Here is a 21,551-nt window from a genome sequence, read left to right as displayed (position 1 = left end):
CCACTGAACCCCATAAAATAATTTGAATCGTTAACATGTCAGTAGGAATAGAATCTAATGGTGCAAAGCAGGATAAAGCAATAAATGCAGGTTTATTCGCTTAGTGGTGAGCGATCATTCCCTTGCTTAGCATCAATTAAGCGAATTCATTTAGTCACAAGATTTGTATTCAATCCATGTTGCAAAGCGACCGAAGCAATTGAAACGTCCGGTGCTTTATAAGCATGAACGATCTACTGTTTAAATTCAGCACTGTATGTTCTTTGTTTTTCGCAAGAGATGCGATGGATGTCTGATTATTTGTAGTCATAAATTTAAGTCCCCACTTGTTTTGATCTGACCCCATAAAGTTGGACAGTTAATTAAGCAGTTTTATAAACTGATTTCTATATTCTTCAGCGGACGCTTACAAACGAATTTAGGCTGAGAAGAATTTAGCTCAAATTTAACCTGACAGGCAAAATAAAAAATGGGGAACTATCAGATTAGTTTTGAGCTGGTACAATTAATACGATTATTTTGTTCCAATTATTACCTCAATTAAAATCCCACATAAAACTTTTCAATCAACTGTCTTGTTTTTACCATTAAATTGGTTAGCACATTGTCTCGCTCAAACAGCTTCACTTTGAAGTTAGGCAACTCTTTCATTTCTTCTTTACGTGGCAAGCGTTGATTGAACTCGTAATTATCCAAGACCTGTTTCAACACTTCAGGTTTTAGGTTTTCTTGCTCACAGAAATATTGATAAGCCTGTTCCTTCTCTGCATCCCAGAACTGAGCAAAGGCTGTTTGTACACTCTGTCCATTGATCATTTTCGGCATATTTTCTTCGATGAATTTTTGGATCAAGTCTTGTTTGTTATGCAAGCTAATATCACTGCCAATCAGATCATGTACTTGAGCTTCGTATTTCTTACGCTGCTCATCTGTTTCAGCATTCAACGCCATCTGTAACAATGTCAGGATATAACCCACATTAATACGGTCGCTGTGCAGTAAATCCAATTGGAAATCGACATCATCCAGCACCGAGACTTTTTCTTTTTTAGTGGCTTTACGAGTTGCTCGACATAGATCTGCATATTTCGAAGCGAAATTAGCAAAGTGTTGTTTATCTAAAACAGTCTGATCTTGGTCATATTCCACAAAAGTTTGCAGTTGTGCGTTGTAACGCATGACCTCGCGGAATGCCTTGATGAATTCCAGTTGCTGATCTTCAGTCAGCAAATCATCCACGGCTTGATAGTCGGGGGTAATGTTCAGTAATTTTTCGACTGCATCCGCATAATCCTGTTGAATTTCTTCAAAGCTCGGTACCAGTACTGTCTTTCTTGCTTCCTTATTAGAAAACAGGGCCAAGGCTTCATCGGTAGCGCGTTTTAGGTTACGGAAACTGATGATATTGCCAAATGGTTTTTTATCGTTATAGACACGGTTGGTGCGTGAGAACGCTTGAATCAAGCCATGATATTTAAGGTTCTTATCGACATACAAGGTATTTAACGGCTTTGAGTCAAAACCTGTAAGGAACATATTTACCACAATTAGAATATCAATCTGTCTGTTTTTTACGCGCTGTGCAATGTCGCGGTAGTACGCATAAAATTGATCACCAGAATTGTAGTTGGTTTTAAACTGTCGATTGTAATTCGCTATGTAGCGATCTAGCTTATCCCGACTGGATGAATTGACCTGACTTGGAATATCTGCGGCTTCTTCATGAATCAAGCCATTTAAGTCATCAATCGGTACAGCCTCATTTGCAGCATAGGAAAAGATGGTGGCAATAGTCAACGGTTTAAATATCCGACCTTGTGCTTCATCTTCAATTTGCTTTTCAGCTTGGACTTTCTCAAACAAATCGTAGTACTGGGTCAAGGTATCGACTGAACTAACACAGAACATCGCCGTGAATTCACGACTCTTGGTTTTGGTGTCATGTGTCTCAACGATATAACGTGCAATCATTTCCAGTCGTTGCGGATTGTCGTATAGCTCTTGGGTATCAATCCCCTCAACATCATCGTCACAATCAAGATTGTTCTGCATCCCTTTAGCGGTATATTTGCCACGGTAATCAATTTGGAACTGCAATACATTGCGGTCACGTATCGCATCGACAATCACGTATTGATGTAAGCACTGATTGAACAGGTAATCCGTGGTCAGTTTCAAACCTGCTTTGGATTGGCTGTTTTCCTCAAAGATTGGTGTACCTGTGAAGCCAAACATCTGCGCATTGCCAAAGAACTTTTTAATGTTCTGATGCGTGTCACCAAATTGACTGCGATGGCATTCATCAAAGATGAACACCACTTTCTTGTCTTTTAGGTAATTGATGTATTCCTGATAGCGGTCATTACTGATGGCACGATTCAGCTTTTGGATGGTGGTCACAATCAGCTTGTCGTGGCGTTGATCGAGTTGTTTTACCAAAGTATGCGTACTGTCTGTGCTATCCACACTCTCAGCTTTAAAAGCATTAAACTCACGTGAGGTTTGCGTGTCGAGGTCATTACGATCCACCACAAATAAAACCTTTTCAACATCGGGCATATTCATGATGATCTGACTGGCTTTAAATGAGGTCAGGGTTTTGCCTGAACCGGTAGTGTGCCAGATATAGCCGTTCTGATCGGAGTTTTGCCCATGCTCCACAATTTTCTGTACTGCATAAATCTGATAGGGACGCAGCACCATCAGGCTTTTGGTGGTTTCTAGCAGCACCATGTACTGGGTCAGCATTTGGGTTAGATGCTGATGATTTAAAAAGGCATCAGCAAAATCAACAATTTCATTGATATGTTTGTTGGCAACATCCGCCCACGGAAAGGCAAACTCGATGCCTGTGGTGCCGTTGGAGTAATAACGAGTATTGGCACCATTACTAATCACAAACAGCTGGATAAAGCCAAACAGCCCTTGCCCTGCCCAATAGGCTTCACGAATATAGCGTTGGGTTTGATTAAAGGCTTCGGCGATTTCCATACCGCGCTTTTTCAGCTCAATCTGTACCAAAGGCAAACCATTGACCAGTAAAGTCACATCAAAACGGCTGGTTCTGCCATTATAGTCGCGGTGGTCGATGGTGATTTGATTGGTGACCTGATATACGTTTTTGCTTGGCTCATCTGATAAAAAGAAAATGTGCTTGCTTGAACCATCATCAAATTTAACAGGAAACTGGTCACGTAGGTTTTTAGCTCGTTCAAATACCGTACCTGTATTGAGAAAGCTAATCACCTGCTTCCATTCCGTTTCTGATAATGGTGCAAGTCCATTGGCACGTTCGACTTGGGTTTTGAGGTTAGACAGTAGTTGGCGTTCATCCTTGAGCATCACTGAGGCATAACCCAATTGCTTGAGCTGGCTAATCAGTTCATTTTCAAGTTGGTATTCGCTTTGTACTGTCATTTCACCATCACTTTAAATCAATATTTAACAACAACTTAACCAATACAATAACTAAGCATAGTTTTAGCTATTTATCAAATTTTAGACTCTATTTAAACAAAATCTGTGCAACGCATATTTTTCATTAATCTCATTTAAAGACTTGATAAGAGGAATACCACATAGAAAACTTTTGTAGAATCAGTGCATTAATCTCAAAAACTGAGGATTATTCACCTTCATTTGCAAATTGTTTTTATATTCTTCAATTGTTCCTCGAGCACAGAAACGCTTACCCACCATGCCATCAATACGACCGAAACGCTCTTCAAACCATTTGTAGTTATTGTCCCAAACTAATAGCGTCAACGTTTGATTCGGATACATTCGATCAAGGTTTAAATAGTGCCGATTTTCTAAATGCTTAATCTCAGCTAACTGCCCACATGCCATCACGGTCTTACCAACATGGAATGGAGCTTTAATTGCCTCAATTTTAATTTCCTGCGAAAAAGCATTTAAGCTCGCCATAGACAACAAAGAAGTCATTAATATTTTTTTTAGCATAGGGTACACCTTAAGTATTTAATAGCTTGAAATCTGATTTTCTACAGAGCGAATCACAATTTGAGGAACACCTTTATAGCTTTCGACTAAGCCAGTGATACAAATATTGCTACCCTCTGATGTCGGCATGATGTTGTTTGACCAAATCACTGCACTGAATTTATGTTTTGGATATATACCTCCAAAATTTATATACGTTGCTTTTGATGTTTGTGAAATTTGACTCACTTCACCACACACAATCGTACTTTCTCCAATATGTGCATCTGCTTCATATACTGAAATCTGACCAGATGTCGATAAATTTTTATCGTCTATATTGCCTTCAAATGGATTTAAAACAGCCTGTCTTGGCTCTTCAATTTTAGGTTGATCAATTGGTTTAGTAGTTGATGCTGTATCAGTTTCTATTTGTTGCTCATGCACATTCGATGGTATAAATCTTTCTGGCAAGTGTTGATTTTGTTGACTGTCCACTGGCAATTGTCGTGAGGCATCTGCTATTTCTTCTGCGTTAAGAAGTATGTGATCTTCTCTAGCAACTACAGATTCATTGTTTGAAAATAAAATATAGCCACCAATAAAAATTATCAAACCAATCAAGCTAACAATTACAGCCTTATATTGTTTATTCTTGCGAGTCTGTTCTTGGTATATAGGATCAAGACCTGCTTGCTTTCTAAACTCTAATTCTTGTTCAGCCTTCTTCCTCTGTGCTTCTAGCGCAAACTCATCTTGTTTTTTCTTTTGTTCAAGATCGTATCGCTCTTTTTCTTTCACCTCCTGATAGGTTTCTGAAAAGAAATTACAAATACTTAAAACAATCCCGATAGCAACTAAGCCAGCAAAAAAAATTATGAAAGCAATCATTAAATATCTCTTTACACGATTTGATCCAATGAGCCTAGAATCATCTGAGGTTTGCCTTTGTAATTCTCGATCATCCCTTTTACACAGAGTGTATTATTTTCTACATTTCGCAGTTGTTTGCTGATGTGAGAGTTATTATTCCAAATGACTACTGTAAATGTTGCTTTTGGATAAGGTTGATCGAAGTTCAAATACACCCCTTTTGAGAACTCTTTTAATTGGGCTACCTTACCGCATACTATTCGATTTTGACCAATATACATACTAGCTTGAATAGATTGAATATGATTCGCACTTGAAGTTGAATTTTGATCTGCCTGAACATCTGATGAAATATAACTAGATGAAACTTGCTGTGTTATGGGTATATTTTCAACAGATTGTGAGGTTGATTTTATATATATCACTGCACCTAGAGCAATAGAGGCAACAAGACCTACTCCGATATAAATCTGTTTTTTGATTTCATTTTTAACTGAGCCAAGCTCTTGTGTTTGCCTTCCTTTCATTTCTGAAAGTTCTTTTTGTACATTTTGTAGTTCTTGTAAATGATTTTGTTTAAATGCATCTATACCTTTTCTGACATTGCTTAGCTCATTTGAAACATCTGAATGATTTAGTGAATTATTTGTAGTTTGCTGTTTTTCATAATCGGCTATTTTAGCTTCATATTCAGCGATCAGAACTTGAATCTGTTTTTGTTTAGATTGTTCAGTAATTTGATGGCTCACTTGAGCTTGTAATGCTTTACGAATCTCAAGGATCACTTGTTGCTGTTGTTGAAATGCTTTTTTATTGGTATAGCGTAAGACAATTCCAAATTGTTGAATTAAATCATTCTGACGCTCGAGAAAGTCATTAAACTTTTCATACCCCTTATTATTGATTTTTGCGTAACCGTCCAACTCAATTGGCAATTGATAGCCTTTGCTTTTATTAACGATCATGAAATCAATATACCGATTACCAGATTTATTATCTTTAAATGGATACTGAGCGATAACATCATCGGGGGAGATTTCTGGCATTTGACTTAAAATTTCATCTACAAATTTTTCTTCATACCCAACAATATGCTTAATCTTGTCTCTATTTTCATATTTCCACTTTTGCCAGTCCAACATTCCACACCCATACAAAAAAATTAAAAAACTCTAAAGCTTAAAATTCACACAAACATCTGCTGCAACAAGCCTGTTTTCCAAGTTTTGGCTTGTTCAATTTGCTGTGCCACCACTTCAATTTTTTGGTCAATGGCAGATAAAAAATTAGCGATTTTGGTTTGTTCTTCTAAGCAAGGTAATTTAATTTCCATTTTTGAAATCATATCCATACGAACAGAATCTACGGAATTTTTTGCAGATAATCTCTTCACTCGATCATAAAAATAATTAGAAAAATAAATATATAGATACCTACCTATAAGCCTTTCAGAAAACTCGTATAGACAATATACACGTTGATGAAAATCAAATTTACCATTCATGTAATGATAGTTTTTCCCAACGCCAACACCATCACCAGAGGTCAAAATTGCTTCACAATCCATACTGTATGAATTAATTTTTTCAACAGTTTGAGATCGCACAAAAAATGGATACAACCCATCATCTACTTTATTTTGTGTGTCTTTGTTTCCTGTAGTAATTTTACACTCATTGCCAATATATGAATTTTCCCACTCCCCAAACTCACTGCCATCATCCGCTTTAAAACGAAGCTGCTGGCTAAACAGCTTTTGCATCATGCCTTGTTTATATTGGCTCAGCAGTTCATGTTTTTGCGTGAGTTGGCTGATCTTTTCATCGACTGCGGAAAGGAAAGAGGCGATTTTGGTTTGTTCTTGAATATTTGGAACTGCAATATTCAATTTACGCTGCGTTGTAATAGGAACTTGATTTCTTGTTGATTGGCTCATAATGCCAAAATATTGTTGAACAAAAAAATCGGATTCAAAATAATTTTTTAAATAATGATTGTTTAAATATGTAGCTTCACATCGGTAATAAGTAGCAGTAGTGCTAAGAATAACAAAATCCAGATCTGTTTTTAAAATTGCAACTGGACCGACTGTAGCGTTATGCGCAAACAAGACATCTCCATTTTTTGCAATACCTTTTTTGAACAACTTTGCTCTTTCAATCGGAAGTCTTTTACATGTTGCAAAATTTACATCACCAAAGCTAAAGTCTGTCGCACTGATATATGGTACACCAGTTGCACTAAACTCCTCTGATTTAGGATACAGCTCACCGTGATTCCCATCCATTTGGTCTAGAATAAAATTATTATCCATAAAAAATTGGATAGTACTTTTAGTCCACCCCCCATCAAACTCTTTAAACCGCAACTTAGGTACAGTCATTACTTCACCTCCGCAAAAGGTGAAGCAATACCTAGCTCTTTGCAGAAATCCGCAATGATGGCATCGGTCTTTTGGCTGTCTTGTTCCAAAGCTTGAAGCTGTTTGGCAATCGCATCTAAATCAATCTCGGCTTCCGCTTCAAAGGTATCCACATAACGCGGAATATTCAGGTTGTAATCGTTATCTTTGACTTCTTGCAAGGTCGCCACATGCGCATATTTTTCAATATTTTCACGCTTTTCAAATGCCGCAACAATCTTATCCAGATGCTCAAGCAATAACTTGTTTTGGTTCTTCTGCTTTTCAAAATCATTGCTGGCATCAATAAACAGAATATTGCCGCTCTGCTCACGGTTTTTCTTCAACACCAAAATACAGGTCGGAATAGACGTGCCATAGAAAATATTGGCGGGTAGACCAATAATCGCATCCACCACATTCAACTGTTCAATCAAATACTGACGAATCACGCCCTCGCTCGAACCACGAAACAAGACACCATGTGGTAACACCACCGCCATGGTGCCGTTGTCATCGAGTTGATACAGCATGTGCTGTACAAACGCCATATCGGCTTTAGAACTTGGCGCCAGTTTGCCATACGCAGCAAAACGTTCATCTTGTAAAAATAACGGATCGGCAGACCATTTTGCAGAAAATGGCGGATTCGCCACCACCGCATCAAACTTTTTATCTAAATGCTGCGGACGGGTTAAAGTATTTTCCTGCTTGATGTCGAACTTGGCAAAATGCACATCATGCAGAATCATGTTCATGCGTGCCAAGTTGTAAGTGGTACGGTTCATCTCCTGACCGTAAATCATATCGACATCTTTCACTTCACGTTTTACCCGAAGCAACAACGAACCTGAACCACAAGTCGGGTCATAGACTGAACGTAAACGGTCTTTGCCTTGGGTGACAATCTTTGCCAATAAAGTCGATACCGTTTGCGGGGTGTAAAATTCCCCCGCTTTTTTGCCCGCGCCTGAGGCAAATTCGCCAATCAGGTACTCGTAAGCATCCCCCAGTACATCGGCTTCGGTATTACTAATATCAAAATCAATATCATCTAAATGACTCAGGACTTTCGCCACCAGTGCATTACGGTCACTGGCATTATTGCCAAGCTTGGTCGAGTTTAGATCCAAATCTTCAAACAGGTTGGCAAAGTCATCGGCAGAGTCGGTGCCTAACGTGCTTTGTTCAATTGATTTTAAGGTTGCCGTTAAATCATCCAGAATGAATTCGCCCTGACGACCACGCTCGGCTAAGGTATGGAATAGCTGTTTGGGTGTGAGCGCATAACCGACTTCGGCAATGGCATTCTTTTTAATTTCTTCGATGTAGGGCACATGCTCAGCATTATTTTCATCAAATTCTAAAAAGCTGACGTCTTCACCATCGAGCAATTCGTTGGCAAAGTTCACCGATTTTTCTGATAAATATTTAAAGAAAATAAAACCCAGAATGTAATCACGGAATTCATCGGCGCCCATGGTGCCACGCAAAGTATTGGCAATATTCCAAAGTTGTTTTTGTAATTGTTGCAGTTGTACGTGGGTCATTGTTATAGGAGTCCAAATAAGTAAATCATTAATAAAATGATTTTACCTAAAATTCTAAATTATGCAGCAGTAAAAAGGTGGACAAGGACATGAATTGTCGTGGTCAAGCGATGTAATCTGTCAATTCAGGCGCTAGATAGAGACATAATCTAAACTATATAGCAGCCTACTCCAGTAATCTTCACTACAGAAAAATAAAGACATTAAAGTACTCCAGATATGGGACTAAACACCTAATATATGTTTATATTTTCCACCTAGCCAGACTAAATATTCATTCTCTATTGCCTGCTTATACGCCCAGTCGGCAACCCGATGCGAACGTTGCAGATCGGTTAAAAAACCTAATTGAGAAATTTCCCGAACAATAGATTGATCATGTAGATAGTTCCGCTCCTGCCACTGTTGCAGAAATTGTTCTGACGCCAAATAATTACTTTTTTGTGAGTTGCACTTTTCATCCGCCAGGACAAAATTATGTCCGGTATCGGCAGGATATAATGACCATGGAATAAAATGATCCACGGCATATTTTGAATTTTTGAGACTTTTTCCACAGTAAAAACACTGGCATTGCTGTAAGTCAATTAAGAAGTCCGCGACCTGCCCCAATTGATTACGACTTGGAGCAAACATGAATTCATCTAGGTCAGGTAACCCATCTAATACAACCAGATTCTGCTTATTCAGCCGAACAAAATCAATCCAGCGCTTCTGGCATAACTCTTCAATGATTTCACTAAATTGTCTTAAGCAATACATCACCTTGGGCAACAAGTTGAGGGACTGTTTAGAGTCTTCAAGGCAATAAAGAAATTCTACCGTTTGACCATTCAGATTCTGCAAATATACCACCGGCATTTGCTTTACCGTTGTTGCAACTGCTCGCTTCAACCTGTTCCAGTAAAGTACATCCTTTCTCAACGCAGCCAAGGTCTTGAATTGTTGCTGTGCATTCTGGATTTCAGTGATGATCTTTGCCTGCTTACCAGTGCTTTGATGAATAGTAAAAGGCTCATACTGGTTAAACTGAAACGGCAGTGATTGTTTCCAGTACAGGTCAATAAACTTTTCAGCAATATCCTGATATTCCAAATGCAAGGCAGCACCAGTATCTTGCCCCTGTTCAATCGCGAGACGTGTGATACTTATCAGCAAAGCAAACTTATATGTCGAAGTAAAAGTCCCTGACTGCAATATCTGCTGAATATGCTTCAAAAATTTCAGCTGCTCGTTGGGTGTAGGTTTATTATTTTCTAGGCTCTAGACTAGCAGAATAATTATGTTAGTCTAGAATAATGATAGAAAACAGTAAATTAAGTCACTACAAGATTAAAAAAATTATTCAATGCTTTTGTGTTGATATTCCTGCTTCCAAAACAGCCTTATTACTCAATTTAAATCGTAATACGATTAATTATTGGTACATGCTTTTTAGAGAAACTATCTATGATCATCAAACAGATTTAAGAGCTAAGTTTGTTGGTTCAATAGAAGTAGATGAAAGCTATTTTGGAGCGAAAAGGCAACGTGGGTTTCATGGAAAGTTAAAGCGTGGTCGTGGGACTCTAAAACAGCCAGTGTTTGGAATATTCGAACGTAATGGGCGCGTCTATACTGAAATCGTACCTGACTGTAAAATGAAGACTTTACAAGAGGTTATCATTGGTAAAGTTTCACTTGAGAGTGTGATTTATAGTGATGGATGGCGTGGCTATAATGGTCTTGTTGATGTGGGTTATTCAAAGCATTTTAGGGTAAATCACGGAGCAAATGAGTTTGCTAGAGGACAATGCCATATAAATGGAATAGAATCATTTTGGAGCTTTTGTAAAAGAAGGCTAGCAAAGTTTAACGGCATATCAAAAGAGTACTTTGATTATCATCTTAAAGAAACTGAATGGCGTTGGATGAGGGAACCTAATGAGTTAGCAACTGAGCTGTGGAACCTCATTAGGTAAAATTAAGTGTAAATCTGCTAGTCTAGAGCCTTTTCTATTAAGTGATCATCCTGCCACATGTTGAAGCTTCACCTGTCTTTGTAATCCTGCTTCCGTAGCGATTTCCATCATTTTCGCATTTTGAATGGCTTTTTTACGCATAGCTGAAAGGGTTTCTTTAAACTCGTGCTGATTACCTTTCAAATTGAGTGGCAGTATCGTTTGTTCAAAAACCTTTTCCTCAACATTCCAAGGTTCTTCACAAATTATCCAAGACACATATGCATTATCTTCAAGCCATGCATCCAGCCATTGTTCACCTGAATGCGTGAAAGTCATGCGATTACCTGTACCTACTCTTCTAAGCGGATACCCACTCATCTCAGCCAGAAGTATGCCCAATGTTCGTCTTAGCGTTGAACCTTCTGCGTTACCTGCAAAGTGTGTTTTAAGCCGTATTCTCAAGTTTGATTTACTATTTGGTTTAGTCTTTTTGTCAGGCGATATGCCAACATACAACAAAGTATATTCTTGATACGTTATACAGTTTTTTGTTGGGATTCCCGGTGGATTTGTTTTGAACCACCAAAAATAAATCCCGTGTTCTGCAGGAATCAAAGAGGGCTCTTTCATTAACTCGGCACGATTGTATAAACGCTGCGGGTAATAATCAAAAGCATGTGATTGCTTTTTCCATATTACGTTGATCCACTCTTCTGTACGGTCTGGACGTTTATCTACAGTAATCCATTGCTGTAACAGTAAAGCCTGATCTATTTGTTTGAGTAAGTCGTAAGCTTGCTGCTCATTCAAGTCAGTAAAGCTGCGCCCTTCTTTCTCACGGTCTGAATCGCCATATTTAAAAGACATGTAACACACACCATTTGGCTTTAATGCTTTAAATAAGCGCCCCAACACTTCAGTCAGGCGATCTCTTTCACAGTGTAAAAGAGAAGCACAGGCCCAAATCCCATCATACTTAGCTACTTCATTCAGCTCATAAAAACTTTGCTGACGTACCTCGATGCCTGTCAGCTCTCTCGCCTTTTCAACCAGCTCGATAGAATAATCAATTGCCTCAACTTGATAGCCTTTTTTCTTAAATGCCAAAGTGTCCCGCCCCGAGCCACAGCCAAAATCCAGGATCAATGCCTGTTCCGGCAAATATCTTAGAAATGGTGTGTAAAGACTTTCCATCTCAACCTGATAGGTATTTTCAAAAAATGCTTGAGCATGTTGATTGTAATAATTTGATGTTTGATTCATTGTCTAAAAGCCAATATCTTATGTTAAAGAACATACTGATATTTCACTAGCTAAGTCAAATGATCAGTCCTATGAATGAATCAAACTTTTATTTCACTGTATCCCGACAACTGAGATAGAAACCAAACTGGTTCTTGTAAATGGAAAAAATATGGGCTTCAGATTTCGCAAGAGTATTAAAATATTACCTGGATTAAAAATCAATCTGACGCATAAAGGCATTAGTAGCGCGAGCATTGGCAAACCTGGTGCTTCTTTAAATGTTGGAAAAAAAGGCACCCGAACCAGCGTTGGTATTCCTGGCACAGGCCTATCCTATTCAAAACACCAGCCCTATAAGAAGAGAGTTGGCAACCAAAAAAATCCTACTCAGGAACAACAACCGTTCTATACATCACGTACTGAGCAACCCAAATCGAATGTCTGGATTTGGGTGGTTTTTGGATTATTTTGTTTTATTGTCGGGGCAATTATTTTTTGAATTTAGCCATTCTTTGTACCCCATAATATCCACTGCTAGGCAAAATTTAATTCATTCATTACTATGGACGGATGTTAAATACAATAAAGGCTGCCGCTAATGTCTGATAATGACAATACTCTGGATTATGATGAAAATGATTTAATCGATTCTCCCTTATCTCAAATTTTACAACAGGATAATGAGCAAATTGAAGTTCTAATTTATCGATTACCCGATAGTGATTGGACACTGGAAGTGGTAAACCAAAATGGTACTTCTACGGTATGGGATGAAACATTCCCGTCAGATCAGGAAGCTCTATCCGTTGCTTTAGATGGAATTAAAGCCGCAGGCGGTATTCAAGCATTTTCCGAACTCAGTGACCTCGAAGCAAAGAAAAATATTTTTCCTGAATCCCTTACTCGCCATTAAAAATGAAGCTGCTAGCGTGGATATGAATCAGTATTTTCTGAATTCTTAGAACCTATCGCGATGATAGGTTCACTTCAACCCAAACCCATCCAGGGTTGAAGGGTCAAAATTTTCATCAAACATAAACTCATCTGCTCGCTCTTTTATTAATGTCGCCAAGGCATAAAAGAAACATTTCTCACATAACTGCAATTCATATCTTTCCCCGTCATGCTTGGAACCATAGCCTCAATGCGCCGATAAAGTTCCAAACTCCAGTTTCGTTGATTGGTTGCATACATCACATACAACATCTGTAACGACTTCTACCTGTTTCAGTTGTTTAATTTCCATATACGGCTCCCGATATCAATCATGTTAAATTTGTCTACATACTTATCAAAAATTGACTCCTGTTTGGTTTTAATTACCATTAAAAAAGATCAAATTTGAGCATTGTTATTGTAATAATCAACTATACTCATCCCTACTGTATTCATTGTAATCTGCTATGTGAACATCATAATAGAAACATGATATTTTTTGCCAACTCACAAATATAGCTAACTAATAGTGAGTATCTAATCGAGGAGGAAAATTTGAAACTTTCAATAATAAATAAACTTTAAAAACAAGGAAAAAATGATACCTCCTGCCATATTCAAAAACTCTAAATATACGTAAGTATTGCTGTATTATTTTTATTCAATAGCACACATGGATCTGACATCTGAACTACTTTTGAAGTTTCCAGCAACACAGATAAGTACTCTAAAAAATTTCAAAAAAAGAAGAATCACCATTCATCCACAAGCGTATGGTTTCAACTTATGCTACTTAAATATGTTTAAAAATCTCACTGCAGATTTAGATATTTCTAATCGCATAAAAGAACTCCATGTGTGGAAAACTTCAGAATTTGATGACTACTCCATTTTCAATAATATTAACTTATATCTTAGCTATTTAAAGCAAGATATTAATGAAGTCACTTTAATTATTCATCATCAACAATCTTTTTCAGAGGATGAGTTAGCATTTCTGATGGAGTTATGCAGTCGTGAATTTATTCAATTCATCAAATCTACAAAATTTGATATTCGTTCGTTAAATCCACGAAAAACATTGCATTTAATTAACACACATCTTTCACGTCAAACACTATTGACCCTTAACAAAGAATCATCTTTAAAGCCACATCATCAAATGAGTCTGGAACTGCTAGCACAACTACTTTCATGTTCTCGAAATCAACTGAATCAGCGTACTAAAAATATCAAACAACAGCGTACACATATTTTTAATGAATTATCACTCAACAGCAGATGTGTAAAAGAACTCGTTGATCACTCTGATAGTTGTATAAGTACAGAAAAAATTTGGAGATCATAGTGTCGAACGATCTAAACGAGCATATTGATTTGACAGTTATTTCACTGCAAAAAACACTAGAAAAACTGTTTGGTGATGAGCAATTTGAACGTACGCAACATATCAACTTTGTGCTTAAACTATTGTCTTCTCAACAGACTGACAATTTTCTGGTTGGTCTCAATCTCGATTACTTTGATATCGATATAAAGTTTGATTCGCAGCTGCCGACACCTCCGGTAATCCCTTTCACGAAAAAAGTTAAGATCAGTGATCTACCGATTACTTCATATGTCAATTCAATTTCGCAATTATCTGAATCGCAGACGCATGCAAAAAATTGGAATATTCTAGTTTTAAAAGCGGCAATTTATTTAATTGCTCTTCCTGAGCTTAAACCAGAGCTTTTTAAACAAGCACACACAGAACACTTCAATACCGTAAAGCGCTTATTCCAGCGCTTTAGGACTGCAAATAAAAATTTAGATACTGAAAAAAAATATCAAAATACACAAGAGTATCAACGTCTCTGGAGTACCTATCTTCAAGATCCAACACAGAGCTTAGAGCAATTTATTCAACATCTGATCACATTAGATACGGATGAATTGCCTGAGTTTGATCGCAATCTACTCAATGATATTCGGATTACTTTTAACTACATTTTAAAAAACAAAGCGAAGATTGCACGTGCAAGTATCGATACGCAGCTTCAACATCAGTTTCTTGATGAAGAACAATTCATTGAAGAAAGTATCGAAATCAAAAAAGGGGCTAAATCTAAAGCACTGAATATAGAAACCTTAATCGATGAGCCGATTAATCGGCAAATTGTTGTCAATCCAACTGACGTCACACCACTCGCAGCACATTCAGAAACGAGTCAAATCTATGTTCTACCGCTTGTTGCAAAACATATTCAACGCAAAGAACATTTACTCACGTCGAGTAGTTTTTTTCCGAATCCATCTAGCGTGAACCATCTCCTGAAAAGACTTCATGTGGACTACTCTGAACATCAAAATAAAAGTGCTTTGATCCTAATGCTCGCATTTTTGACCGGTAATAGTGTGAATGAGTGGCTATATATACAAAGCAAGCGAGCTAAAAAGTTAAATAACCGCCAAAAATTGATCTATAAAAATGATCAGGTCTTCTTAAACAGTCACTTTAATGTATTTGAGAACCGCAATTTTGAGTATTCAGACAACTTGCTCAATCAGACGATCTATTTAGACATTCCAATCCCGAATCTATTCATTGAGGATCTGCGCAAAATGGATTCGGTTAGTTTCGATGATATACAGCAATATTTACGCAAATTAAGACAAGAATTATTGATTCCAAAACTGTCTGTCGTAAAGGTGAGTTCTCTACTGCATCATACGGTTCTTGCAAAAACAGGGAATAAACAACTCGCAGATTTAATCACAGGGATTGATGCCAATCAGTCATCATCTGTTTCTTATTGTCATCAGAATATTCCACGATTACATGCACAATATATTGATATTCTAAAATCACTTTGTGCAGATGTAGCAAGCACATATGAAAGTTGTGTACCTTCGCTCCCTGATTCAATAACTCATTTTGGTAGTCGTAAAGCTCCAAAACCACAGGTCATTACAGAGATTTTTGCTGTATTGAAGTTTAATATTTTTTCACAAGCTGAAGACGATCTGATTGCTATATACAACCACTACAACATATGGATGTGGCATATCCTCCTTCTTTTTACAGCAGCACGCCCCGTTGCTGAATTCCCTGGATTTCTTAAAAACTTTAATTTAAAACGCCAAATTTTGATGGTTTCTGACAAAGAAGTAGGCGGCCGCTATGGATTCGGACGTCTAATCCCACTTTGTTCATTTTTAGTTGAAGAGATAAAAAAATTCCTTAAATTTTTAGAATATTTTTCGACTCAAATCATGATGAGTCATCCAGCTTTAAATGGTGTTATACAACAAATAGAAGCAAGTAAGCTGCCCTTTTTGGGAATCATCCAAGATGATGAGTGGAAACCACTAAGTCCTTCTACAGTCAAAAATTTCCATCCTGAATTAGGACTTGATCATGCAAATTGGCATCGCCATACAGCTCGTGCATTTTTGACTCATAAAATTACCGAACCTGAGATTTTAGCTCTCTTTGGACATGAGCTCATGCAACAAGAAGCAGCACATCCTTTTTCCAGTTTATCACTATCTCAATTTTCTAAAATTGCGAATGTTTTAGAGCAAATGAAAGATCAATTTAAAATTAGCGGGATTGAAGTTCATGTCATCATTCAATAAAAAAATCCCAAAAAAACGCTATGCTGAAGATAGACGTCAACTTCAACGTAATGAATTAGAAAAGAACCTACGAGCTGATGCAGAACAAGAGCTCCGACAGTACTTTGATGAGCAAAAATTCTCAAATGAAGACTTAATTCAAGCTTATCCTGCAATTTATGAGTTTATTAAACGTAAAGCACCGAATCTTGCCTGGAAAAAATATGCTCATGAATTCTTCCGAACATATATCGAAGACCTCAATAAAAGTAATAACCTAGACCTCCCACTACCTTATCTCACCTTTGAGATGAAACGCGATGAACCAATTTTCACCCTAGATTGGATCCAAGCCGGTCATGAAATTGACATCATCCTCGAAAAACTGTGGGATTACTGGATTCTTGCTCAAGATAGTTCCGCTTTTTCTGATGATGAAATTATTGGGAATATTCTGCTTTGCTCAATGTTATACGGTGGATTAAATCAAATAGCTTCATTAAATGCTTTGCTCGAACATTTAAAAAACCCTGAAAAAATCCAAAAAATTTTCGATTTTAATATCATCTTTTTAGAGCCACTTTCTCCAAGCTATGGCGATCTATTTGTTGATGAAAAAACAATTCGAAAATCACGTAATTTTATCCCAGATCAACTCACACGACTCTGGCTCATTCACTTCAATACAAGACAAATTCGTGACATCAGTCTAGACGTGAATGCGTATCTGCACCTCATTTTTCAAAAAATAAAACATCCATACACCAACAAGACTTTTAAGTTTTTACGTGACTACGCCAATTTTAATTGGCTACAACTGCAGAACGCAGATGTTGATCCTGCCCTTTCACAATGTTTGTTAGAAAACACTCTCACGTGTGGTTTATCAGAACATGAGTTTGAAAACTTTGCATTCCCAAAATTTAAAACTCAATTAAGTGCTGAAATCGAACGAAATGTCTCTTCTACAGCCAAAGCCCTACCAGATCTCAATACGTCTGAAGCAGTAGAAAATGTGATATTTATTCATAAAAACTTGCTGAAAATTATGCGCACATCAACGGACCAAGGCACTGCTAAACTCATTATTGATTTTTGCCTGCGTCACCAAGAGCAGTTTAATGAGTTTTCTAAACGTATTATTTTGTGGCTCATCAGTCTCTATCGACCAAGTTCAGAGCAAATAAAAAAATTATCAGCCACCTTTGATTTTGATACAACTCAGTACACGAAGGCATTTCAAGACAATCAAAAACTCGCAGATAGTTCAATCTATACATATTACACCCGGATCGCAGAACCGTTTTTAACTCATGCCTTACAATACATCGATGCCGACGATGACATTAATGATCTGCTGAACAAAATCTATCAACAAATCATTAGCAATACACGACTTGCTGATGAAGTAGATCAACCTGAGTTTAAAAAATCTAAAGACCAAACAATCCACATGTTGAAACGCTTTCATACCTTTCAACAAATTGTTTTTCAAGCAGAAGATTTCGAACTTGAATTTATTGCATCGCAAAGTCGACCACGGGCACGCATCATAGGTCACACAGCCTTCCAGGTCATATTAAAGAAGTTAAATCAGCTCTTACATAACCAATCCATCTCAGACCATCACTATAAATTATTAAAAATCATTTATATTTTGGCTTACCGTACTGGTATGCGTATTAACGAAATACTCGGGTTACGTGTAAAAGATATCGAGGGTTTAAATCAATTTTCTATCTGGGTTCAACCTTATGGTTCAAAAAAACAAGGGAATCAACATCTGCTCAAAACGGATAGTGCGGAACGGATTGTGCCTGCATACGCTTTGCTAAAAGATGATGAGTACCAATTCTTTAGCGATTTTGTTGTTGAAAAACGCTTAGAAAATAAGAAAATTTTATATTTATTCAGCAACTTGAATGAAAATAAAAAACTGAATAAACACACTGTCACCGCACCCCTAAAACTGATATTAAATCAGGTCTTTAAAGGGCATCATTACTCCTTTCACTCTTTTCGTCACACTACAGCGAATCATTTATCGCTTTTACTGAACTCTGAATATGCACCACTTGTGCAAAAGCTAACTGACTATAGCGAAAACGAATATCAAAAAATTCGAGCCGAGCTACTTCAAAATCAACATGGACAAAACCATTGGTTTGTTATTGCACATCTCTTAGGACATATAGAGCCAGTTGAAACATTCAAAAGCTATATTCATTTAAGTTATCTCATAGCTGGTCAAAAACTACTAAAACATCATCCAGATATGCCTAATGAATTGGCTAAAAAAATTATGGGCCACAATGCAACGTTTAAAAATTTGCAAATAACAAATGATGAAAAAGACTTTAATTTTGAAAAAAACCAGGCCGTTCTAGCAACTATATTATTAAACGATCAAACAAAATGGCTTCAAAGTAATGCTACTGACATTTTAGATGAACTGTCGTTACAAATAGATCAATCCCATGATTTTTTTGCTTTCTTTGTTGGAACAGAAGATTCTAAAATTTCACTTCAACGCTTCTATGAAACGCTCAATATATTGGAGACTACTCACGATCCTAAAAGTGCAGCTCAACGTATGTGCTTACCAGAAGAACTCGTCAATTATTGGTATGAAAATGCTCTAAATTTAGCAAACATTAAATCAAAAAAAGGGAATCCCCGTTTATTTGGTATTGATAGCTCAACCCACTTAAAACCAGCAATGCTTGATAGCGCTGAAGAGCTTCATGCGGTGACTTATTTTTTTGAACATCTACAGAAAATAGCTCGTAAAAATCCAATACAAATTGCATGCGTCCTGAATATATTTTTAAATCGAGTGACCGCATCACACACAGGTATCCATTATCGCTGGAAGGATATCGATCAACTCGAACATTTTTACTCCCAAGTTAAGGCTTTATTTCCTGCCAAATTTTGGCACTTACTTGGACAAGATTTGCAAACAAAGTTAGATGCTAAACAACAGCCTCAACTTTTCAAATTAGCAAAAGCATCAACAGATAAACATCCATCAACTCAAGAGGAATTTCCTCGTCTACAACTCTACTCAGTAAAAGATGGTCATGCTCTTGCTGCATTTAAATTTTGCTTACATCTAGCATGTATTGGGCGCCCACTATCTATTCCGCTTAATGGGTTGGATTACATGTCACCTGATACCGTACATAAACCTATGGCTGTATTACACCAACAGGAACTTCTTAAAACTGATTAAATCACTGATCTATTTATGATTTCCATTGTGTGTTTAACACCCCCATAATTCTATTTTAATAGTAAAATATAGTCAGTTTTCGCTATTATATAACTATTAAAATAGTATAATTCCCCTTATTTTCAATGGTCAGACTATCTATATTAAACAAAATCATAAATTGCTTTTCACAATAAAAGAAACTAATATGTTTCTTACATGACCTAAAAGCAATAAATGTATCTACAATGAATAAGTCTTTACTTCAGCAAATCAAAAAAAGACGAACCCAATTGGGCTTAAAGCAAGTTGATATGCAATCCCGTACAGGCATTTCAAGACAGCAATACCAAAAGCTGGAAAGTCAGGGCAACCCTCGATTAGAGACCTTAGAAATTATCGCGGCAGGATTAAATGCTCAACTGATGCTCATCCCTGATGATAAGGTTCATTTGATTAGACAATTATTGAATGATGAAATTAAAGTCACTATTGAAGATCAGGATGACTTAATGACTAACCCATGGAAGGGTCTTCTCGGAGGAGAGGAACCATGAATACTGTTGCCGTCCTGAAATTAACATTACATCACGCTGTCGTTGGATACTTGGCAGGATTTCAGAGCGGAAAAAATATTCTGGTTTTTACGGATTCTTTCCGATTTGATCAGCAACGCCAGACCTTGAGCTTGCTGACTTCCCCCTTGTATCCTCAAGCAGATAAGATTTTAGAAAAGACCTATGTTACACATCAGCGCTTACCCCCCTTGCTATCAAACTTGCTACCAGAAGGCGCATTACGCGAACTCATTGCACAAAGCCTTAAAGTACATATAGACAATGAATTTCAGTTATTGGCAGCTTTAGGTCATGACTTACCTGGAGCACTCATTGCGACCCCATTAGATCCAGAAGAAATTCCAGATGAAATAAAATTCAAACTGCAGATCTCGAATCCAGATCAGATTTTAAAGCAAGAGATTCGAACAGATAATAAGTTTTCCTTGGCTGGCGTCCAAATGAAGTTTTCCATGAAAGCCAAAGATGGGCGTTTTACATTAGCACAGGCAATAGAATCCAGTCTATTAGGGGATTGGATTATCAAAACTCCTTCTTCCAGACATGGTTTTGTTCCACTAAATGAATATTCTATGATGAGCCTTGCCAAAACAGTCGGCATAGATGTCCCTGAGATTCGCTTGGTGGATATGGCACTCTTACAAGACCTGCCACCATTAAATTTACCCCAAGAGCAATATGCTTTCGCAATCAAAAGATTTGATAGACAGAGTACTGCTGATACTATAGAGCTTATTCACATCGAAGACTTTGCTCAGATCTTCGGCGCATATCCACATCAGAAATACAGCACCACAAATTATGAGCAGATAGGAAAGATCATTTATCAATTTTCAGATAACAAAATTCTTGATATTCAGCAATTTGCCAGCCGCTTACTCGTCAATATTTTGCTCGCCAATGGAGATGCGCACTTAAAAAACTGGAGTATGATTTATCATGATAAAAGTGCACCCAGATTATCTCCCGCATACGATATATTAATGACCAGTGTATATATTGAAAATGAGCGTCATTTCGCATTAAATCTTGCCAAAAATAAAGATTGGTATTTAGCTGAGATGAAACACTTTGAACAATGGGCTGAAAAAGTCGGTGTTCCATGGCGTGTTATTGAAAAACAACTTCACGCGATCATGGACAAAGCACGGTCAGTATGGCCAGTGCTATTACTAGACTTACCTATGATTTCTGTTCATAAAGAAAAATTAAGAGAACATTGGAAAAAATTGCATCCAGACTTTCAGATACTTACAGATGATTAGGGTA

The 21,551-nt window shown here is 37.3% G+C and carries 15 protein-coding genes and 3 pseudogenes; 8 read left to right on the top strand and 10 right to left on the bottom strand.

What is annotated here, in order from left to right; translation table 11 throughout:
* Positions 1 to 540: 540 nt before the first annotated feature.
* The 7 genes from HUK62_RS01545 to HUK62_RS01515 all read right to left on the bottom strand — a co-directional run bounded on the left by HUK62_RS01545 (position 541) and on the right by HUK62_RS01515 (position 9,993).
* Positions 541 to 3,417: a type I restriction endonuclease subunit R gene (locus tag HUK62_RS01545; protein ID WP_176536906.1), complete on the bottom strand. Its 2,877-nt coding sequence runs from the start codon at positions 3,415 to 3,417 to the stop codon at positions 541 to 543.
* A gap of 180 nt (positions 3,418 to 3,597) precedes the next feature.
* Positions 3,598 to 3,963 (bottom strand): hypothetical protein, encoded by a 366-nt coding sequence (locus HUK62_RS01540; protein ID WP_176536905.1) that lies wholly within the window; start codon positions 3,961 to 3,963, stop codon positions 3,598 to 3,600.
* An 18-nt stretch (positions 3,964 to 3,981) separates the two neighbouring features.
* Positions 3,982 to 4,833, bottom strand: a complete 852-nt coding sequence (locus HUK62_RS01535; RefSeq protein ID WP_176536904.1) for a hypothetical protein — start codon at positions 4,831 to 4,833, stop codon at positions 3,982 to 3,984.
* 11 nt (positions 4,834 to 4,844) lie between these two features.
* On the bottom strand, positions 4,845 to 5,957 hold the full coding sequence (locus tag HUK62_RS01530) for a hypothetical protein (protein WP_176536903.1): 1,113 nt from the start codon (positions 5,955 to 5,957) through the stop codon (positions 4,845 to 4,847).
* A gap of 44 nt (positions 5,958 to 6,001) precedes the next feature.
* Entirely contained in the window at positions 6,002 to 7,198 is a 1,197-nt protein-coding gene (locus tag HUK62_RS01525; protein ID WP_176536902.1) for a restriction endonuclease subunit S, read from the bottom strand.
* Positions 7,198 to 8,766 (bottom strand): type I restriction-modification system subunit M, encoded by a 1,569-nt coding sequence (locus HUK62_RS01520; protein ID WP_176536901.1) that lies wholly within the window; start codon positions 8,764 to 8,766, stop codon positions 7,198 to 7,200. The genes HUK62_RS01525 and HUK62_RS01520 overlap by 1 nt, the downstream gene beginning before the upstream one ends.
* Before the next feature lie 225 nt (positions 8,767 to 8,991).
* Complete coding sequence (locus tag HUK62_RS01515) at positions 8,992 to 9,993, bottom strand: HNH endonuclease signature motif containing protein (protein WP_176538426.1); 1,002 nt, start codon at positions 9,991 to 9,993, stop codon at positions 8,992 to 8,994.
* Between the two features lie 71 nt (positions 9,994 to 10,064).
* Between HUK62_RS01515 and HUK62_RS01510 the strand changes: the two genes are divergently transcribed.
* Positions 10,065 to 10,727, top strand: a complete 663-nt coding sequence (locus HUK62_RS01510) for an IS1595-like element ISAcra1 family transposase (protein ID WP_016651315.1) — start codon at positions 10,065 to 10,067, stop codon at positions 10,725 to 10,727.
* A gap of 45 nt (positions 10,728 to 10,772) precedes the next feature.
* Here HUK62_RS01510 and HUK62_RS19265 read toward each other — a convergent pair.
* Both HUK62_RS19265 and HUK62_RS19260 read right to left on the bottom strand, forming a co-directional pair.
* Positions 10,773 to 11,246 (bottom strand): annotated as a pseudogene (locus HUK62_RS19265) (GIY-YIG nuclease family protein); the annotation flags it as partial.
* Between the two features lie 147 nt (positions 11,247 to 11,393).
* Positions 11,394 to 11,972: pseudogene (locus tag HUK62_RS19260) on the bottom strand (class I SAM-dependent methyltransferase); the annotation flags it as partial.
* Positions 11,973 to 12,123: 151 nt separating this feature from the next.
* On the opposite strand from HUK62_RS19260, the gene HUK62_RS01500 reads away from it, so the two are divergent.
* Together HUK62_RS01500 and HUK62_RS01495 are read left to right on the top strand one after the other, a co-directional pair.
* Positions 12,124 to 12,453, top strand: a complete 330-nt coding sequence (locus HUK62_RS01500) for a DUF4236 domain-containing protein (RefSeq protein WP_114836477.1) — start codon at positions 12,124 to 12,126, stop codon at positions 12,451 to 12,453.
* A gap of 99 nt (positions 12,454 to 12,552) precedes the next feature.
* A complete protein-coding gene (locus HUK62_RS01495) occupies positions 12,553 to 12,867 on the top strand; it encodes a hypothetical protein (protein ID WP_176536899.1) in 315 nt (104 codons plus the stop codon).
* 69 nt (positions 12,868 to 12,936) lie between these two features.
* On the opposite strand, the pseudogene HUK62_RS18935 reads toward HUK62_RS01495, so the two are convergent.
* A pseudogene (locus HUK62_RS18935) lies at positions 12,937 to 13,200 on the bottom strand (hypothetical protein).
* 363 nt (positions 13,201 to 13,563) lie between these two features.
* Between HUK62_RS18935 and HUK62_RS01490 the strand changes: the two are divergent.
* From HUK62_RS01490 to HUK62_RS01470, 5 genes are all read left to right on the top strand, one after another.
* Positions 13,564 to 14,238 carry a hypothetical protein gene (locus tag HUK62_RS01490; protein ID WP_016653305.1) on the top strand — a complete coding sequence of 225 codons (675 nt, stop codon included), beginning with the start codon at positions 13,564 to 13,566 and terminating at the stop codon, positions 14,236 to 14,238.
* Entirely contained in the window at positions 14,238 to 16,511 is a 2,274-nt protein-coding gene (locus tag HUK62_RS01485) for a hypothetical protein (RefSeq protein ID WP_176536898.1), read from the top strand. The genes HUK62_RS01490 and HUK62_RS01485 overlap by 1 nt, the downstream gene beginning before the upstream one ends.
* Positions 16,495 to 19,725, top strand: coding sequence for a site-specific integrase (locus tag HUK62_RS01480; RefSeq protein ID WP_176536897.1), 3,231 nt, complete (start codon positions 16,495 to 16,497; stop codon positions 19,723 to 19,725). Before HUK62_RS01485 ends, HUK62_RS01480 begins: the two co-directional genes overlap by 17 nt.
* 227 nt (positions 19,726 to 19,952) lie before the next feature.
* Positions 19,953 to 20,261: a helix-turn-helix transcriptional regulator gene (locus HUK62_RS01475; protein ID WP_004282130.1), complete on the top strand. Its 309-nt coding sequence runs from the start codon at positions 19,953 to 19,955 to the stop codon at positions 20,259 to 20,261.
* Positions 20,258 to 21,547 carry a type II toxin-antitoxin system HipA family toxin gene (locus HUK62_RS01470; protein ID WP_019837107.1) on the top strand — a complete coding sequence of 430 codons (1,290 nt, stop codon included), beginning with the start codon at positions 20,258 to 20,260 and terminating at the stop codon, positions 21,545 to 21,547. The genes HUK62_RS01475 and HUK62_RS01470 overlap by 4 nt, the downstream gene beginning before the upstream one ends.
* Positions 21,548 to 21,551 lie beyond the last annotated feature (4 nt).

This window comes from Acinetobacter sp. NEB 394 (genome assembly GCF_013374795.1).
GTDB lineage: Bacteria > Pseudomonadota > Gammaproteobacteria > Pseudomonadales > Moraxellaceae > Acinetobacter > Acinetobacter johnsonii.
Note: the sequence above shows the minus strand (reverse complement) of the source record. Positions and strands in the feature narration are given on the sequence as shown.

Excerpts from the sequence above, each read along its gene's own strand:
- HUK62_RS01545 (WP_176536906.1), bottom strand. The coding sequence starts at position 3,417 with ATGACAGTACAAAGCGAATACCAACTTGAAAATGAACTGATTAGCCAG.
- HUK62_RS01540 (WP_176536905.1), bottom strand. The coding sequence starts at position 3,963 with ATGCTAAAAAAAATATTAATGACTTCTTTGTTGTCTATGGCGAGCTTA.
- HUK62_RS01535 (WP_176536904.1), bottom strand. The coding sequence starts at position 4,833 with ATGATTGCTTTCATAATTTTTTTTGCTGGCTTAGTTGCTATCGGGATT.
- HUK62_RS01530 (WP_176536903.1), bottom strand. The coding sequence starts at position 5,957 with ATGTTGGACTGGCAAAAGTGGAAATATGAAAATAGAGACAAGATTAAG.
- HUK62_RS01525 (WP_176536902.1), bottom strand. The coding sequence starts at position 7,198 with ATGACTGTACCTAAGTTGCGGTTTAAAGAGTTTGATGGGGGGTGGACT.
- HUK62_RS01520 (WP_176536901.1), bottom strand. The coding sequence starts at position 8,766 with ATGACCCACGTACAACTGCAACAATTACAAAAACAACTTTGGAATATT.
- HUK62_RS01510 (WP_016651315.1), top strand. The coding sequence starts at position 10,065 with ATGATAGAAAACAGTAAATTAAGTCACTACAAGATTAAAAAAATTATT.
- HUK62_RS01500 (WP_114836477.1), top strand. The coding sequence starts at position 12,124 with ATGGGCTTCAGATTTCGCAAGAGTATTAAAATATTACCTGGATTAAAA.
- HUK62_RS01495 (WP_176536899.1), top strand. The coding sequence starts at position 12,553 with ATGTCTGATAATGACAATACTCTGGATTATGATGAAAATGATTTAATC.
- HUK62_RS01490 (WP_016653305.1), top strand. The coding sequence starts at position 13,564 with ATGGATCTGACATCTGAACTACTTTTGAAGTTTCCAGCAACACAGATA.
- HUK62_RS01480 (WP_176536897.1), top strand. The coding sequence starts at position 16,495 with ATGTCATCATTCAATAAAAAAATCCCAAAAAAACGCTATGCTGAAGAT.
- HUK62_RS01475 (WP_004282130.1), top strand. The coding sequence starts at position 19,953 with ATGAATAAGTCTTTACTTCAGCAAATCAAAAAAAGACGAACCCAATTG.
- HUK62_RS01470 (WP_019837107.1), top strand. The coding sequence starts at position 20,258 with ATGAATACTGTTGCCGTCCTGAAATTAACATTACATCACGCTGTCGTT.